The sequence below is a fragment of the Qipengyuania nanhaisediminis genome, from assembly GCF_045862805.1.
Taxonomy (GTDB): Bacteria; Pseudomonadota; Alphaproteobacteria; order Sphingomonadales; family Sphingomonadaceae; genus Erythrobacter; species Erythrobacter nanhaisediminis_A.
Map to the genome: position 1 here is coordinate 977310 of NZ_AP025760.1, position 15736 is coordinate 993045.

Sequence of the window (15736 nt, forward strand, 5' to 3'; positions counted from 1 at the left end):
GCGAAACGTCACGCGACGCCCGGCAACAGCCGTTCGCCCGCGATCCGCTGCATCGCCTTTTGCAGCTTTTCAAAGGCGCGGACCTCGATCTGGCGAATGCGTTCGCGGCTGACTTCGTAGACCTGGCTCAATTCCTCGAGCGTCTGCGGCTTCTCGGTCAACCGGCGTTCGGTGAGGATGTGCTGTTCGCGCTCGTTGAGCGAACCCATCGCCTCCTGCAGCATTTCGTGACGGACCTGCGCCTCTTCGGCGTCGGCCACAGTCTCGTCCTGCAACGGACGATCGTCGGTGAGCCAGTCCTGCCATTCGCCCGAACCGTCTTCGCCATTGCGCATCGGCGTGTTCAACGAACCATCGCCGCCCATCATCATCCGGCGGTTCATGTTGACCACTTCCTGCTCGGGCACGCCGAGATCGGTCGCGATCTTCTGAACATCGTCCGGGTGGAGATCGGTGTCTTCGTAGGCGTCGAGGTTTTTCTTCATCCGGCGCAGGTTGAAGAACAGCTTCTTCTGCGCGGCAGTGGTGCCCATTTTCACGAGGCTCCACGAGCGCAGGATATATTCCTGGATCGATGCCTTGATCCACCACATCGCGTAGGTCGCGAGGCGGAAGCCGCGATCGGGCTCGAACTTCTTGACGCCCTGCATCAGGCCGACATTGCCCTCGGAAATGAGGTCGCTGACCGGCAGGCCATAGCCGCGATAACCCATCGCGATCTTGGCAACGAGCCGCAGGTGGCTGGACACCAGCTGGGCCGCTGCCTCGGGGTCTTCGTGTTCGGCGTAGCGCTTGGCGAGCATGTATTCCTGCTCGGCCGTAAGCACCGGGTATTTCTTGATTTCCGACAGATAGCGGTTGAGGCTCTGCTCACCGCTCAGCGCCGGGACTGCTCTGGTTGTACTCACTTGTTCCCTAACCTTTCCATTGTCGACCTCTCTTGCCGGACCCCTGCTGGGCATCCGGTCTTTCGGGCCACGTTTGTGCATATACGGGCTGCTTACCGAATATACGATAGCCAAGTGCGAACGGGTGCGCTTTTCATCGATAAAAACGTCCAAGTTCGTCGATTAGTTCCTGCATGTCCGCGGGTAAATCCGAGGTAAACCCGAGTCTGGCACGGCTGACCGGATGTAGGAAACCGAGCTCGGCGGCGTGCAACGCCTGGCGCGCGAAATGCAGCCTCGATAACAGGGGCTTGATCGGTTTCGGTGTTCGTCCGTAAAGCGGATCTCCCAATAGCGCATGACCGATTGACGCGCAGTGAACGCGGACCTGGTGCGTGCGCCCGGTTTCAAGCCGGCATTCGAGCAAGGCACATTCACCGATCCGCCGGAGGGCCTTGTAATGGGTCACGGCATGCTTGCCACGCGAGGAATTCTTGTCGAGCACCGCCATTTTCTTGCGGTTGGCATCGGATCGCCCCAGCCGGGCATCGATCGTGCCTTCGCCGGGCGAGGGGTGCCCGCCGCACACCGCGAGATAGCGGCGATGCACGCTGTGCTCGGCAAATTGCGCGGCAAGGCCTTCGTGCGCCTGGTCACTCTTGGCGACCACCAGCAGGCCTGACGTGTCCTTGTCGATCCTATGCACGATACCCGGACGCGCCACTCCGCCGATTCCCGACAATTGGCCTGCGCAATGGTGCAGCAGGGCATTGACCAGCGTGCCGTCGCGATTGCCCGCTGCCGGGTGCACGACCATGCCCGCGGGCTTGTCGACAACCACGAGATGTTCGTCCTCGAACACGATATCGAGCGCGATGTTCTGCGCGCGCGCCTCGGCTTCCTCGGCGGGAGGCACGGTGATGGAAAACGGCGTGTCGGCGGGCACCTTGGCAGACGGGGATCGTGCGGTCTCGCCCGCGATCATCACCTGTCCTGTCGCGATCAGCGCCTGCACCCGCGCGCGCGACAGGTCGGTGGCATCGGCGATGGCCTTGTCGATGCGACCGGCAGAGGCGGTGGTGCCGGTGATGATTTGTGGCGCTGACATGGCTAAGGCCATGCGCGATGGACCTGACGGTTTCAAGAGAGGCGCTTGCCGCCATGCAGCGGGCTGCTGCCGATGCGCACCCTGACGAGGCCTGCGGCGTCCTGCTGGGCGAGCGCGACCATGTCACCGAGGCGCGGTCCTGCGCCAATGTCCACGAGGCGCCGCGCGACCGTTTCGAAATCGATCCCAAGGCCTTGATCGACGCGCATCGCGCCGCGCGCGCGGGCGGGCCGCAAGTGCTGGGCTATTTCCATTCGCATCCGCGTGGGCGCGCCATCCCTTCTGCGACCGACGCGGCAATGGCCGCGAATGACGGGGCGATCTGGGCTATCCTCGATAGTGCCGGCTCGGCCCGTTTCTTTCGCGACACCGATCAGGGATTTCGCGCGCTTTCCTATCTACTGGAGCCCGGCTAGAACCTTGGACAAGCGGCTTTTGCGGCGAATTGTGCGAACCCGGCAGCCAGCCGGAAAACGCGGCGGTGGAAGCGGGGCGTTTTTGCCCCTAGACAGTGTTCCATGTGTTCCATGCCTTTGTGGGAAAAGCGTTACCTTCGATGACTTCGCAAACCGATCTTGCCGCCATGCTGTGCTCGCGGCTGTGCCATGACATGCTCTCGCCTGTCGGCGCGCTGTCGAACGGCCTCGAGCTCCTGTCCGACGAAACCGACCCCGAAATGCGCGCGCGCTGCATCGAATTGCTCGAACAGAGCGCCAAGATCAGCACCGACAAGCTCAAGTTCTTCCGCCTTGCATTCGGCGCGGCGGGCGGTTTCGGCGAAGCGGTTCCGGTCGAGGAGGCGCAGGAAGTGGTTGGCGCGCTCGCAACCGATGCCAAACGGGTCGAGATCAACTGGGCGCTTGCCGAAGAGAGCCTGCCCAAGCCCGCGATCAAGGTGCTGCTCAACCTCGCCCAGATCGCGCTCGATGCGCTGGTGCGCGGCGGTTCGCTCGATATCGGGGCCGAACGGCGCGAGGGCAATGTCGAGATCGTCGCCCGCGCCGCAGGGCCCAAGATCGCTTTCGACGAAACCATCGGCGCAGCCTTGCAGGACGATCTCGATCCGGCTGATGTTACCAGTCGCACCGCGGCCGCGCATATGATCGCGTTGCTCGCCCGCGAAATGGGAGGGGGGCTGCAATATGCGCTGACCGATGATGCGCTGGTGCTCGGCGCGGTCCTGCCCGAGCCGGAGGGCATGATCGGGTGAGCCGGCAGGGGGGCGAGATCTGGCAGGACATGCAGCCGGGCGAACTGGTCCATTCGGTCGTGCCTTCGCCCAATTGCAACGAACGCAAATTGCCGGTGACCATGCTGGTCCTGCACTATACCGAGATGCAACCGGTCGAGACCGCGCTTGCCAAACTGACCGACCCCGAGGCCGGGGTGTCCGCGCACTATCTGATCAGCGAGGCGGGCGAGGTCACCCAGCTCGTCTCCGAGGAGAAACGCGCCTGGCACGCGGGCGCTTCCTATTGGCGCGGGATCAAGGACGTCAATTCGGCGAGTATCGGGATCGAGCTCGACCATCCCGGGCATGCCGGCGGCTACCGCGAATTTTCCGATGCGCAGTTCGAGGCGCTCGTCCCGCTGGTCGCGCGGATCCGCCAGCAATACGACATCCCGCGCGCCAATGTGGTCGGGCATTCGGACGTCGCGCCCCTGCGCAAGATCGATCCGGGCGAGCTGTTTCCCTGGGACCGGCTCGCCGAATACGACCTGTGCCTGCCGCGTCCCCGCAAGATCGAGCACATCGACCCCTTTCACAACGAAGGCGCCTTCATCCTCGCTCTCGAACGTTTCGGCTATGACATCACCGAGGGCCGCAAGGCGATCGAGGCGTTCGAACGGCGCTGGCGTCCCGAGCGGATCGAGGGCAAGCCCGATGCCCAGCTCGGCGCAATCCTGTGGCACCTGCTGCTCGAACGCGACCAGGGCCGCGCGCGCTAGACCCGCGCGGCAACCAGCAGACAGCTTCCATCCAGCTTCGCACTGGTATAGGGGCGTTCGTGTCAGGGGGCCGAGGCAGCCGCGTGTCCGTTCGGGCGCGAGGAAAGTCCGGGCTCCACGAAACAAGGGTGGCGGGTAACGCCCGCCGTGGGCAACCATAGGGAAAGTGCCACAGAGAGCAGACCGCCGATGGCGCCTTCGGGCGCACAGGCAAGGGTGAAAGGGTGCGGCAAGAGCGCACCGGGGTTCTGGCAACAGCGCCCGCATGGCAAACCCCACCCGGAGCAAGGCCAAATAGGGGCCTCGCGCCCGCCACAGTGCGGGCAGGAGCGTTTCACTCCGAGAGGCCCGGGTTGGCTGCTCGATCCACCTGGCGACAGGTGGGCCAGATGAATGGCTGCCACCCGTGCGGCTGGTCCCTTGCGGGATACCGCGCGCGGGAGACAGAACCCGGCTTATGACGCCCCCTGACACCATTCGTGCGAACGGAACCGCTCGCAACCCGGCCCGTTGGCCAGTCATGACCAGCACAATTTCCTCCCATCGCTCCGCGATCCAGCGCGCCGCAGTGGTTCTTGCCGTCGTCATCCAAATCGGCGCGACCTTCCTGCCGCAGCTCGGCCTGGGCGAACCAATCGGAGATCGATCGGACAGCGTGCGCACGCTGATCACGCCCTCGGGTTGGGCTTTCGCAATCTGGGGCCCCCTGTTCGTCGGCTCGGCGATCTTCGCAATCTGGCAGGCGTTGCCGAAGCAAAGCGACAACGCGCTCCTTGACAGCATCGCCTGGCCCGCGGCGATCGCGCTTGCCGCTCAAGGGGTCTGGGCGACCTACACCCAGTTTGCGAACCTTACCGTGATTTCGGCGCTGATCATTCTCGTGTCGCTTGCCGGCCTGCTGATCTGCCTGCGCGCACTCGCCCGGCACGATCGCCTGTCAGGCGAAGAGCGCTGGTTCGCCGCCCTGGTGCTCAGCGCGCTTGCCGCGTGGCTGACAGCGGCGAGCATCGTGAATGTCTCGGCAAGCCTCGTCTATCATGGCATCCTTGCCGACGGCCCCTATCCGCTTGCTGCCGCGATCATGGTCGCGGTCGGCGGAACGATCGCCGCGCTTGCAGTGGTACGCAGCCGCGGCAATCCCTGGTACGCGCTGGTGTTCTGCTGGGCGCTGCTGGCGATCTACTGGCGCGGCGGGCAGGAGGCATCAAGCATTGGCTGGGCCTGCATCCTTGCAGGCATCCTCGTCGTTCTCGGAATGGCCGTCTCGCTGTCGAAGCCGGACAATCGCCGCCACTGGATCGGTATCTAGCCGGGCTGCACGCCGACCGCCGGATACAGCTCGGCGAGCGGGCGCGAGCGGCCATCGGCGCAAACCAGCCGCACGTGTTCGCGCGACATCTGGCGTGGTCCTGCAACCCCGACGCTGTGCGCGATAATCCCCACTTCCTCGCGCATCGCCTCGACAAAGCGCGCAACCCGATCGGTCTTGGTGACCGGGTCGAGGCCCTTCTGAAGCGACTTGTCCATCGTGGTGATCCCGGTGGGACAGGTGTTCTCGTTGCATTTCATCGCCTGGATACAGCCGAGCGAGAACATGAAACCCCGCGCCGAGGTGGTGAAGTCCGCCCCCGCGCATAGCGCCCAGGCGACCTCGCTGGGGGTCACCAGCTTACCACTGGCGATGATCCGTATCCGGTCGCGCAGCCCCGCTCGGTCGCGCAGGTCGACCAGCATGGGCAGGGCTTCGCGGATGGTCAGGCCGACATTGTCGATCAGCGGCATCGGTGCCGCACCCGTTCCACCATCGCCGCTATCGACGGTGATGAAATCGGGCGCGCTTCGCTGACCGCGGCGATTGATTTCCTCGAACAATTCCTCGATCCAGCCATAGGCGCCGATCACGGTCTTGAAGCCGGTCGGCTTTCCGGTGACCGTGCGGATGCGCTCGATCATGTCGAGCAATTCGCCATTGCTGGCGATTTCGGGATGGCGATTGGGCGAAATGGAGGCCTCGCCTTCGGGAATGCCGCGGATCTCGGCAATCTCGGCATTGACCTTGCTCGCAGGCAGAATGCCTCCCTTGCCGGGCTTGGCGCCCTGGGCGAGCTTGAGTTCGAACATTCGAACCGCATCATGGGCGGCGATGGCGCGCAGCTTGTCATCGCTCAGATTTCCGTCCTCGTCGCGCACGCCATATTTCGCGGTGCCGATCTGAAACACGAGATCGCACCCGCCTTCGAGGTGGTAGGGCGAAAGACCGCCTTCGCCGGTGTTGAGCCAGCACCTGGCCTTTGCCGCCCCGTGTGAAAGCGCGCGCGTTGCCGGGGGCGAAATCGACCCGAAGCTCATCCCAGAGGCATTGTAGAACGAGCCCGCGACAAAGGGTGTATCCGCTGCGCCTTCGCCGATCGCCATGGGCCGTGCAGGCACCGCGTCGCGCTCCAGCGTCGGCCATGGGCCGTTTACGAAGATCGGGGTGCCGACCGGCTCGAGATTACGGGTCGAACCGAAGGCCACATTGGTCGACTTGCCCTTGGCCGCGTCATAAACCCAGTCGCGCTGGGCGCGGTTGAAGGGCATTTCTTCGCGGTCCATCGCGTAGAAATACTGGCGCAGGAATTCTCCCAGATCGGACAGGAGATAGCGCATTCGCCCGATAACCGGGTAATTGCGCCGGATCGCGTCGGAAGTCTGGAGCCGGTCGATCACGAACAAGACGATGACGGCGAGAACGCCGGTCCCCACCGCGAGGATGAACAGTGAAGTCAGCCAGTCGAGCAGGGCGGTCATGCAGGCGTACCTCGTTTGAATGGGCAAAACGCGCGTGCCAATGGAACGCGCCGAGGTGTTACACCGCGCCGGGACGGCGAATGCAAGCAGCGCGCCCCTGGCAAACCGTGGTTTTCGGGTGCCCGAATCAGAATTGCCAGGAGAACGTGACGCGCGCCTCGCGGTGCGACAGCGGTCCGCGGCCAGTATCAGCAGTCAGGACGAGCGAGGCGTGCCAATGGTCCCCGCTGGACCATTCGGCCCCTGCATTGAGCGCAAGCCAGCGCGAGGCGAGCGGGTTTTCTATCGCAAAGGGCGTGTCCTCGGCACCGGAGAAATGCGCGGTGACCACGTCCTTGCTGTCGCCGAGTTCGCTGGCATGGGCGAAGGACCCGAATGCGCGCAGACGGGAGCCCGCGCCAGTCTCGAATACAGCGCTCGCCATGGCGCCGATCCGCACGCCGAGCGACGTAACGCTTCGGCGCCCTACCACCAGTCCAAACTCACCTGCACCGGTTTCCTCGAACGAACCGATATCGGCGCGCTGGTAATCGAGGCTGACAACCGGCCCCGCTTCCACGCCGCTTGCAAGCGCAAAGCCGCGCCCGACCCTGATGCCGCCAAAGGTCTGCCGCGCTCGCGCCCGGCCAAGCGCCTGATCATAGGCGAGCGCGAACTCCCCGCTTGCCCGGCGTTGCGAGCCGAGCCGCTGGTCGCCGGTTCCCGCATAGGCATCGACCAGCCAGCCGGCCGCGTCATAGCCTGCATATAACGCGAGCGCGGTGCTGCGTTCGGCCGCGACTGCATCGGCACCGGTCGCACCGCGAGGCGAACGGATAGCGGCGATCGCAAGACCAAGCGACAAACGCTCGTCGAGCGCGAAATCGGCTCCGACGACCGCTTCGCCGCCGCGCTGGAACGTGAGTTGGCTGGCCACGTCATGGCGCTGGGCCAGCGTGTCGGTGCTGCCGAGATAGCTGCCCGAAATGCTTGCGAACATGCCGATTTGCGAAGGGACGTTCGCGCCGGTGCTCGCAATGGCGTGGCCGCGTGGCCCGGCAGTTGCAAATGCGCTGGTTGTCCCGCGACCCGAGCGAAGGTCGATTAATCGTCGGCCGATCTGTCTGCTGAACCGCCTTGCAAGCGCGTTGGAAGTCACCGCTTGGCCAAAGGCGCTGACCGGTGCGAGCGACATCAACGTCGCCCCGAGCGTTTCGATACTGGCGCTGTCGACGCGATCGAACAGCGCGGCAAAGCGATCATGGCGCCGCGCGCGCAAGCGGTCGAGCGCCCCGCCGAGCGAACCGAGCGAGGAGGAGCTGCCAACGAGGTCGCGGATCGAACGCGCGGTGATCGTCACGATCACCTCATTGCCCTCGATCCGGTGCTCGGCATCGAGAATGGCCGAAGGGCTCAGCAGCACGGTCGAGGCAAAATCACCGTCGATGACGTCGGCGGAAAGGACAGCGAACTGGCTGCCAAAGCGCACCCGGCGCGAACTGGTGGCAAGAACCAGGTTCCCGTCGAGCACCGCCGCTCCGGCGATATCGTAGAAATCATGGGTCACCACGCGGCGACGGCCAAGCGAGAAATCGGCCCAAAGCCCGCCCGCGCTCGCCTGCACGTAATCGCCTTCGATAGCGAGGGTCGCGAAACGGCCTGCTCCGCCCGCGCTGAGCAGGCCGTTGAGATTGAACAGGACATCGACATCGATCGTGCCGCTGCCGCGCAATTCGCCATTGCCGAGCGTATAGATCGGGGTCGAGACGATTCCGTGGATCGTCGCCGTACCGCGCAATTGCTCGATGCCGATCACGCTGGTGAAGCTGTGCTGGGTGGGTACGATCAGCCCTGCTCGCCGGTGGTCGATCACCAGCCGGTCGATCTCCACGTCGAGATCGACAGTGGTGGTCCCGCGCCGGTTCAGGATGACTTCGAAATAGCGAGCCGGGTCGACGAAAGCGGTCCCGGGCGTGCCATTGGTGTTGAGCGGGACGAAACCCGTGGAGCCGGGGCCGAGCAGGACCGAGCTCGCCGGCAGATTGCCTCCGAACCCGGGCGTTCCTTCGGATGGGAGGAAGGGCGAATTCGCAGGCGAATATCCGGCAATGTCGGTGCCGAGGATGGTGCCAAGATTCGGCCCTGTTGCGAACACGCCCGGTTCTGGCCCGACGGGGATGCCATTGACTAGCGTGCCCGTCCCGTCATCCACGAAGAAGCCCGGGTCGAGCCGCTGCGTCCAGCGCGAGGGATCAGACCACAGCCCGTCCCCTTCGAGCGCCGAGACATATTTGTAAGGCGTGTTCTCTGTCAGGAATTCGAAGAAGGGATAGAGCGGGTTGTAGAAGCTGATATCGCCGAAACCCTCTGGCACGCCGAAAAAGTCGAAACCGCCTGACAGCACCGCGGTAACCACCGGAAAATCGTAGAGCTGGTCCACGATCAGGGGTGATCCGCTGTCACCACCCGAGGTCGCGACTTCGCCCGGCAGCGCGTCGCCATCGAAATAATCGATCGCCCGAACCGCGGCGAGATCGGCGCAGGAGATGCCATTGGCCGAGAAGGCGCATCCGTCGATCTCATCCTGTGTGCGGTCGGGATTGTCGAAATCGGTGAAATAGTAGTTCTGCGTCTCGAAGCCGAGATCGCGGGTTGGCGCGAAACCGGGAAACAGGCTGTCGGCGAGGTCGGCGGGAGAAGCGATCGCGCCGAGCATGTTCTCGCCCACGCGGCGCAGGAAGCCGATGCCGACCACGCCGCCTCCCGCATCGCCATTGGCCGTTCCGAAGCGCCCGTAACCGACCTGAACGACATGGGTAAGCTCGCTCAACGGGGTGAGCAGGATCGGCATTGCAGGAATGTCGGTGATCGGCTGATCAAGGGCGACGAGCGCGATATCGGCCCAGGGAAACTCGAGCGCGCCGTTATCGGGATCTGAGGACGGGTGGACGATCACGTCGGTGCTGGTCGCCACTCCGCCTTGCGCGTAATTTTCCCCGGCAAGGTAATTGCCGAAACGCACCGACGCATCGGGGCCGGTCGCGACCAGGATCGCACTGGGCGCGGCCCCGGGCAGCCCGTAGTTTTCCGAGGAGACGCTGTTCACGCAATGCGCCGCGGTCAGCACGGTGCGCGGATTGATCAGCGTGCCGGTGCAATTGAAGAAGATCGCGCCGGTCACATTGTCCTGGCGCAGCAGCTGAACCACCGAGGGCTGGGTGTCGGCAATGTCGATCGTTCCGCCAAGGCCGACATCGTCGCGCGCGATAATCCGCGGCTCTGGCTGCGCGATGGTATTGACCAGATTGCCAATGTCGCGCGGCAAAGTGCTTTGAACCGAGCCGGTAAATCCGGCGAGGATCCGCGATGTCGCGACCGCGCCGGAATTGCCAATCGGCGCCGGCTGCGCGTCCCCTACGGGGCGCCGCGCACTGCGCGAAAGATGGTCCGGTCCCGGCCAGGATGACGGGCGGGCATCGGGTTCGGCATCGGCAGAGCGAAGGCGATAGGACGACAAGGCTGCGGGCCTGCCGTTAGCGCTGCTTTCCTCGGTCTCTGCGCGTTCAGAATCCGATTGGGCAAGAGCCGGCGCGGCGGCGAGCACGGCTGCAATCGCCGCCATGGCAGCGCCGGTGCGGTGGATGCGATGGCTCATTGGATGGTCCCCCACTTGGCATCGACACTCGGCTGCGATGCGAATCGCACACGGGTCTAGCGGACCGGGGCAACAAGCCAAAGGCGCTGAAGGAGATAAGGCCAGGAGGATGGATGAGGTGCCGGAGCGCGCAAAGGCGCGCCTGGCCGCCGCGCCTGTTCAACGCAAGCGGCGATCAATCGCGCCCGATGCTCGCATAGGTGAAGCCCGCTTCGCGCATGTCGGTCGGATCATAGATGTTCCGCAGGTCGACCAGCACCGGCGCATTGGCGAGTTCGCGCACGCGCCCCATGTCGAGCGCGCGAAACGCGTCCCATTCGGTCACGATCACGGTCGCATCGGCACCTTCGATCGCGGAATAGGGATCATCGCACATGGTCACCTGCGGCATCAGCGGGCGTGCCTGCTCCATGCCTTCGGGGTCGTAGGCCGAGACCGCGACCCCTGCATCGGTAAGCGTCTGCGCCACCGCGATTGCGGGCGAATCGCGCATGTCATCGGTATTGGGCTTGAAGGTCAGGCCGAGCAGGGCGGCTTTCTTCCCGCGGGCCTTGTCAGCGCCGCCGAGCGCATCGAGCACCTTGCGACCCATTGCGCGCTTACGGCTTTCGTTGACCTTGACCACCGCCTCGATAATCCGGGTGGGGCTGTCGTAATCCTCGGCGGTCTTGAGCAGCGCCAGCGTGTCCTTGGGAAAGCACGAACCGCCATAGCCGGGCCCGGCATGGAGGAATTTCGCACCGATCCGGTTGTCCATGCCGATTCCCCGGCTGACATCCTGCACGTTCGCGCCGACCTTTTCGCACAGATCGGCCATTTCGTTGATGAAGGTGATCTTGGTCGCGAGAAAAGCATTGGCGGCGTATTTGATCAGCTCGCTGGTGCGCCTCGAGGTGAACAGGATCGGGCTTTCGTTGAGGAAGAGCGGGCGATAGACCTCGCGCATCACTTCGCGCCCGAAATCGTCCTCGGCGCCGATCACGATCCGGTCGGGCCGCTTGAAATCGCCGATGGCCGCGCCTTCGCGCAGGAATTCGGGGTTGGAAACGACCGAGAACCGATGGCCGGTCCCGGTGTCCTTGATGATCCGTTCAACCTCGTCACCGGTGCCAACCGGCACGGTCGACTTGGTTACGATCACCGCGTCATTGGCGAGGTTTTCGCCCACTTCGCGCGCCACCGCATAGACATAGGACAGGTCCGCATGGCCATCGCCGCGGCGGCTGGGAGTTCCGACCGCGATGAAGATCGCGCTCGCGTCCCTGATCCCTTCGGCCAGTGACGTGGTGAAGGACAGCCGCCCGGCCTTGACGTTGCTTTCGACCAGGGCGTCGAGCCCGGGTTCGTAGATCGGCATGATGTTGTCGTGCAGGGCGTCGATCTTGGCCTGGTCCTTGTCGATGCACACGACATCGTGGCCGAAATCGGCAAAGCATGCGCCCGACACAAGGCCGACATAGCCCGAACCCACCATCGCAATCTTCATGGCAAACGCCCTTTATCTGTATTCATCATCTGGCCCGGCAGCCTATTGCGGCCGCTCCCCGTGGAAGACTTCGACCGGGCCGTTATCGTTCTGGCAGGCCTGGATTATCCGCCTTTGGTCGCCTTCGAGCACCAGCGCCGTAAGCACACCCGAACGGAAAGCGCCAGTATCAATCCCGATCCGGTTGCCGCAATCCATCACCGAATCGAAAATGGTGTGGCCGTGAACGATAACCTTGTCGAGCGGCCCCTTGTGGCTGAGGAAGCGGTCGCGGATCCACAGCATGTCGGAGCGCTTCTGCTTGTCGAGCGGCGCAGCGGGATCGACCCCGGCATGGACGAAGGCATAGTCGCCCGCGATGATCATTTCTTCGAAACCGGCGATGTAATCGCGTTCGGATTGCGGGACGATCTTGGGCAGCAGCTCGAACAGTTCCTCGAGCATCATCGCGTTGAATTGCTTTTTCGAAACGCCATAGGACTGGATCGTCTGGCGTCCGCCATATTTGAGAAAATGCCGCAGCACTTCGGGCTTCTCGAAGGCGTTGAGGAACATTTCCTCGTGGTTGCCGGCAAGCACCCGGACCGAGCGTTCCTGCTGCCAGGCGCGGGTTCGCGCAATCACGCCGGCGCTGTCAGGACCGCGATCGACGAGATCTCCGAGGAGGATGACATGGCTTTCGCAATCTGCGCGCTCGGCATCGTCGGCCTCGATCGCTGCGATCATCGCCTCGTATAGGTCGAGCCGCCCGTGGATGTCGCCGATGGCATAATAGCGCGTGCCCTCTGGCACCGCCGGCAATTGCGGCGGAGGCTGGCGGCTGAACATCTTGCGCAGGGTTGCAAACATTTCTTCGTCGTCCGGAGGCGGGTATCCGCTTGCCGTCAGGGCCTTATGTCGGGGTCCTGCCTCGTGCGGTGATCGGGAGGCGTGGCTTTAATCGCAACCGTGCCGATCGGCAACCGCGCGGCCGATGGGTGCGCAAAAGACACATTATTACGTCGCAGACCCACAATTTGATCGATTTGATGGGCAATCCGTCAAATTTTCTTGTGCGCTGCAACAAAACCGTGCAGCTTGGCTGCGCAATCCGATGAGACCGCAAGGCAAATGATCGCGGCCGTGGATTGTGCAGGTGGGACGAAGCACCAACACCGAAAAGGAAGTGTCATGCTAACGTCCATTCGCGGTCTTCGGACCGCACTCCTCTTCGCGGGTATCGTGCCATTGGCCGCTCCCGCTTTTGCCAACACCGCCAACGAGAAAACCGAAACCGAGCGGAACGACGGTTTCGTCGCCATGGGCGCAGGGAATTTGGAGGTCGTCCCAGGCCTTAGCGCCTCTGCTCCGACCGCCGAAGGATCGGCCGGTCACATGGCTGATGAAAGCGGCCTCGAATTTTCGGCCAATGTCGCATTGGTCAGCGAATACCGGTTTCGCGGGGTTGACCTGTCGGGCGGCGAAATCGCCATCCAGGGCGGCTTCGATGTCGCGCACGATTCCGGATTTTATGTCGGGACCTGGGCTTCCAGCCTCGATGAGCAGACGGTCGGCTACGGATCGACCGAGCTCGACCTCTATGGCGGTTGGGGAGGCGCGATCGCCGAGGGGGTATCGGCCGATATCGGGTTGATCGGTTATCTCTACCCCGATGCAGGGCCGGGCGACTTCGATTATGTCGAGGTGTATGGATCGCTCACCGGCGAGCTCGGCCCGGCATCTGTCACCGGCGGGATCGCCTACGCACCTGACCAGGATTCGCTCGGCGGCTCCGACAATCTCTATCTCTACACCGATGTCGCGGTCGGCATCCCCGATACGCCAGTCACGCTCAATGGCCATCTCGGTTACACCGACGGCTTTCTCACCTTCACCACTGACAGCGAGGCGCTCGACTGGTCGATCGGAGCCGATTTCGTGACCGGGCCGGTCACCTTCTCGCTCGCTTATGTCGGCGTCGAGGGCGATGCTCTGATCGATCCGGGCGGCACCTTTACCGATGACGCGGTGGTCGCCTCGGTGTCTGCAAGCTTCTGAAGGCGGATTTGCGACAGGCAAGCCACCGGGCGTTGTGAGCGTCCGGTGGCTTTCGCTTGCTGGGGCGTTGGCTCCCCGTTACCTGAGGCGGTCCAACCCCCGAGCGAGGAACCGATGGTCAAATTTCTCCACGCCATGATCCGCGTCACCGATCCGCAGGCGACGATTGATTTCTTCAAGCTTATCGGGCTCGAGGAAGTGCGCCGCTTCGATGTCGAGGCGGGGCGTTTCACGTTGATCTTTCTCGCCGCGCCCGGGCAGGAAGACGTCGCCGAGATCGAGCTGACCTATAACTGGCCTCCTGAGGATGGCAGCGAGCCGGAAGACTATGACGGCGGCCGCAATTTCGGCCACCTCGCCTACAGGGTCGAGAATATCTACGAGACCTGCCAGCGGATCATGGATGCCGGCCATACCATCAACCGCCCGCCGCGCGACGGACACATGGCATTCGTCAAGACCCCCGACGGGATCTCGATCGAGCTGCTGCAGGATGGTTATCTCGAACCGGCCGAACCTTGGGCAAGCATGGAGAACACCGGCAGCTGGTAATTCAGCGCGCTGGCGTTCCGCCTCAACGAAGCGGATCGTCGGGGAAGGGATCGACCGGGGTGGTGCCCTTGTCGTCGCTTTCGGCCACGGTGTGCTCGGTGGTCATGCGCAGGATGACATATCCCAGCACCGCCGAGATCGCCGAACCGGCAAGAATGCCGATCTTGGCGCCTTCGATCAGCGCTTCGTCGCCCTTGAAGGCGAGCCCGCCGATGAAGATGCTCATCGTGAAGCCGATCCCGCACAACACCGATACACCCCAAATCTCGGGCCAGCTGGCATTTTCGGGCCGCTTGGCAAAGCCGGTCCTGTCGGCGAGCCAGACAAGCGAGAAGATGCCGAGCTGCTTTCCGACCACGAGGCCCGCGGCAACGGCGAGCGGCAGGGTCGCGATCAGGGCTTCGGGGCCCATCCCCGCCAGCGGCACGCCGGCATTGGCGAAACCGAAGACCGGAACGACGAGATATGCGCTCCAGGGGGCAAGGGTGTGTTCGAGCCTTTCGAGCATCGAATTGCCATCGCGACGTTGCATCGGGATCGTCAGCGCGGCGACCACGCCTGCAATGGTTGCATGGACGCCCGAATTGAGAACGCAGAACCACAGGACGAGAGCGAGCAGGATATAGGGCCAGAAATAATCGACCCGCATCCGGTTGAGAAGCACCATCACCGCGACGACCGCCGCCGAGGCGCCGATCCAGATCCAGTAGACAGTCTCTGTATAGAAGGCCGCGATCACCAGCACTGCCCCGATATCATCGACGATAGCGACGGTGAGGAGGAAGAGCCGCAGCGATGCCGGCACGCGGCTTCCCAGCAGACCGAGCACGCCCATGGCGAAGGCGATGTCGGTCGCCGCCGGAATGGCCCAGCCATTCATGTATTCGCCGCCGGTCATCAGGAGATAGACGCCCGCGGGAACCAGCATCCCGCCCGCCGCGGCCAGCATCGGCAGGCGCCGCGCGGCCGGATCGGCAAGCTGGCCCGAAATCAGTTCGCGTTTCACTTCCAACCCGACGACGAAGAAGAAGATCGCCATCAGGCCGTCATTGATCCAATAGTGCAGGTCCTTGAGCTTGGCGATCGGGGTCCAACGCAATTCGCCGTAGAACAGCTCGCGATACTCATCGGCAAAGGCCGAATTGGCCGCGATCATCGCGGCGATAGCCACCAGGATAAGAAGAACGCCTGCCGAGGCATCGCCGACGAACAGCGCCCGGACCGGAGCGAAGATGCGGCGAACAGGAGCGATGCGTGAGGAATTGGTGTCAGTCATGATTGGCGCTCCCTTT

At 63.7% G+C, this 15736-nt stretch carries 13 protein-coding genes and 1 other RNA gene; 7 read left to right on the plus strand and 7 right to left on the minus strand.

Annotated elements, in window-relative coordinates; translation table 11 throughout:
* Positions 1 to 8 precede the first annotated feature (8 nt).
* Positions 9 to 962: an RNA polymerase sigma factor RpoH gene (gene rpoH, locus ACKTSM_RS04695; RefSeq protein ID WP_407875968.1), complete on the minus strand. Its 954-nt coding sequence runs from the start codon at positions 960 to 962 to the stop codon at positions 9 to 11.
* A gap of 79 nt (positions 963 to 1041) precedes the next feature.
* Complete coding sequence (locus ACKTSM_RS04700) at positions 1042 to 1995, minus strand: RluA family pseudouridine synthase (RefSeq protein WP_407875969.1); 954 nt, start codon at positions 1993 to 1995, stop codon at positions 1042 to 1044.
* Positions 1996 to 2012: 17 nt separating this feature from the next.
* Here ACKTSM_RS04700 and ACKTSM_RS04705 point away from each other — a divergent pair, with 17 nt between their 5' ends.
* The 5 genes from ACKTSM_RS04705 (at position 2013) to ACKTSM_RS04725 (ending at position 5254) form a co-directional block, all read left to right on the plus strand.
* On the plus strand, positions 2013 to 2411 hold the full coding sequence (locus tag ACKTSM_RS04705; RefSeq protein ID WP_407875970.1) for a M67 family metallopeptidase: 399 nt from the start codon (positions 2013 to 2015) through the stop codon (positions 2409 to 2411).
* Between the two features lie 140 nt (positions 2412 to 2551).
* On the plus strand, positions 2552 to 3205 hold the full coding sequence (locus ACKTSM_RS04710) for a histidine phosphotransferase family protein (RefSeq protein WP_407875971.1): 654 nt from the start codon (positions 2552 to 2554) through the stop codon (positions 3203 to 3205).
* 29 nt (positions 3206 to 3234) lie between these two features.
* On the plus strand, positions 3235 to 3945 hold the full coding sequence (locus ACKTSM_RS04715) for an N-acetylmuramoyl-L-alanine amidase (protein WP_407876315.1): 711 nt from the start codon (positions 3235 to 3237) through the stop codon (positions 3943 to 3945).
* Between the two features lie 63 nt (positions 3946 to 4008).
* An RNA gene (gene rnpB / locus ACKTSM_RS04720) (RNase P RNA component class A) lies at positions 4009 to 4419 on the plus strand.
* 46 nt (positions 4420 to 4465) lie between these two features.
* Entirely contained in the window at positions 4466 to 5254 is a 789-nt protein-coding gene (locus ACKTSM_RS04725; protein WP_407875972.1) for a hypothetical protein, read from the plus strand.
* Here the strand turns inward: ACKTSM_RS04725 and ACKTSM_RS04730 are convergent.
* The 4 genes from ACKTSM_RS04730 to ACKTSM_RS04745 form a co-directional block, all read right to left on the minus strand.
* Entirely contained in the window at positions 5251 to 6735 is a 1485-nt protein-coding gene (locus ACKTSM_RS04730; protein WP_407875973.1) for an FMN-binding glutamate synthase family protein, read from the minus strand. The genes ACKTSM_RS04725 and ACKTSM_RS04730 overlap by 4 nt on opposite strands.
* Positions 6736 to 6862: 127 nt before the next feature.
* Positions 6863 to 10369, minus strand: coding sequence for an autotransporter domain-containing protein (locus tag ACKTSM_RS04735; protein ID WP_407875974.1), 3507 nt, complete (start codon positions 10367 to 10369; stop codon positions 6863 to 6865).
* Positions 10370 to 10544: 175 nt separating this feature from the next.
* On the minus strand, positions 10545 to 11855 hold the full coding sequence (locus ACKTSM_RS04740) for a UDP-glucose dehydrogenase family protein (RefSeq protein WP_407875975.1): 1311 nt from the start codon (positions 11853 to 11855) through the stop codon (positions 10545 to 10547).
* Positions 11856 to 11897: 42 nt separating this feature from the next.
* The gene (locus ACKTSM_RS04745; protein WP_407875976.1) at positions 11898 to 12704 is read right to left on the minus strand and encodes a metallophosphoesterase family protein; all 807 of its coding nucleotides are present in this window, start codon (positions 12702 to 12704) and stop codon (positions 11898 to 11900) included.
* Between the two features lie 525 nt (positions 12705 to 13229).
* Here ACKTSM_RS04745 and ACKTSM_RS04750 point away from each other — a divergent pair.
* Positions 13230 to 13892 (plus strand): TorF family putative porin, encoded by a 663-nt coding sequence (locus ACKTSM_RS04750; RefSeq protein WP_407875977.1) that lies wholly within the window; start codon positions 13230 to 13232, stop codon positions 13890 to 13892.
* A 114-nt stretch (positions 13893 to 14006) separates the two neighbouring features.
* Positions 14007 to 14444 (plus strand): VOC family protein, encoded by a 438-nt coding sequence (locus ACKTSM_RS04755; protein WP_407875978.1) that lies wholly within the window; start codon positions 14007 to 14009, stop codon positions 14442 to 14444.
* Between the two features lie 22 nt (positions 14445 to 14466).
* On the opposite strand, the gene nhaA is transcribed toward ACKTSM_RS04755, so the two are convergent.
* Positions 14467 to 15720, minus strand: a complete 1254-nt coding sequence (nhaA, locus tag ACKTSM_RS04760; protein ID WP_407875979.1) for a Na+/H+ antiporter NhaA — start codon at positions 15718 to 15720, stop codon at positions 14467 to 14469.
* Positions 15721 to 15736 lie beyond the last annotated feature (16 nt).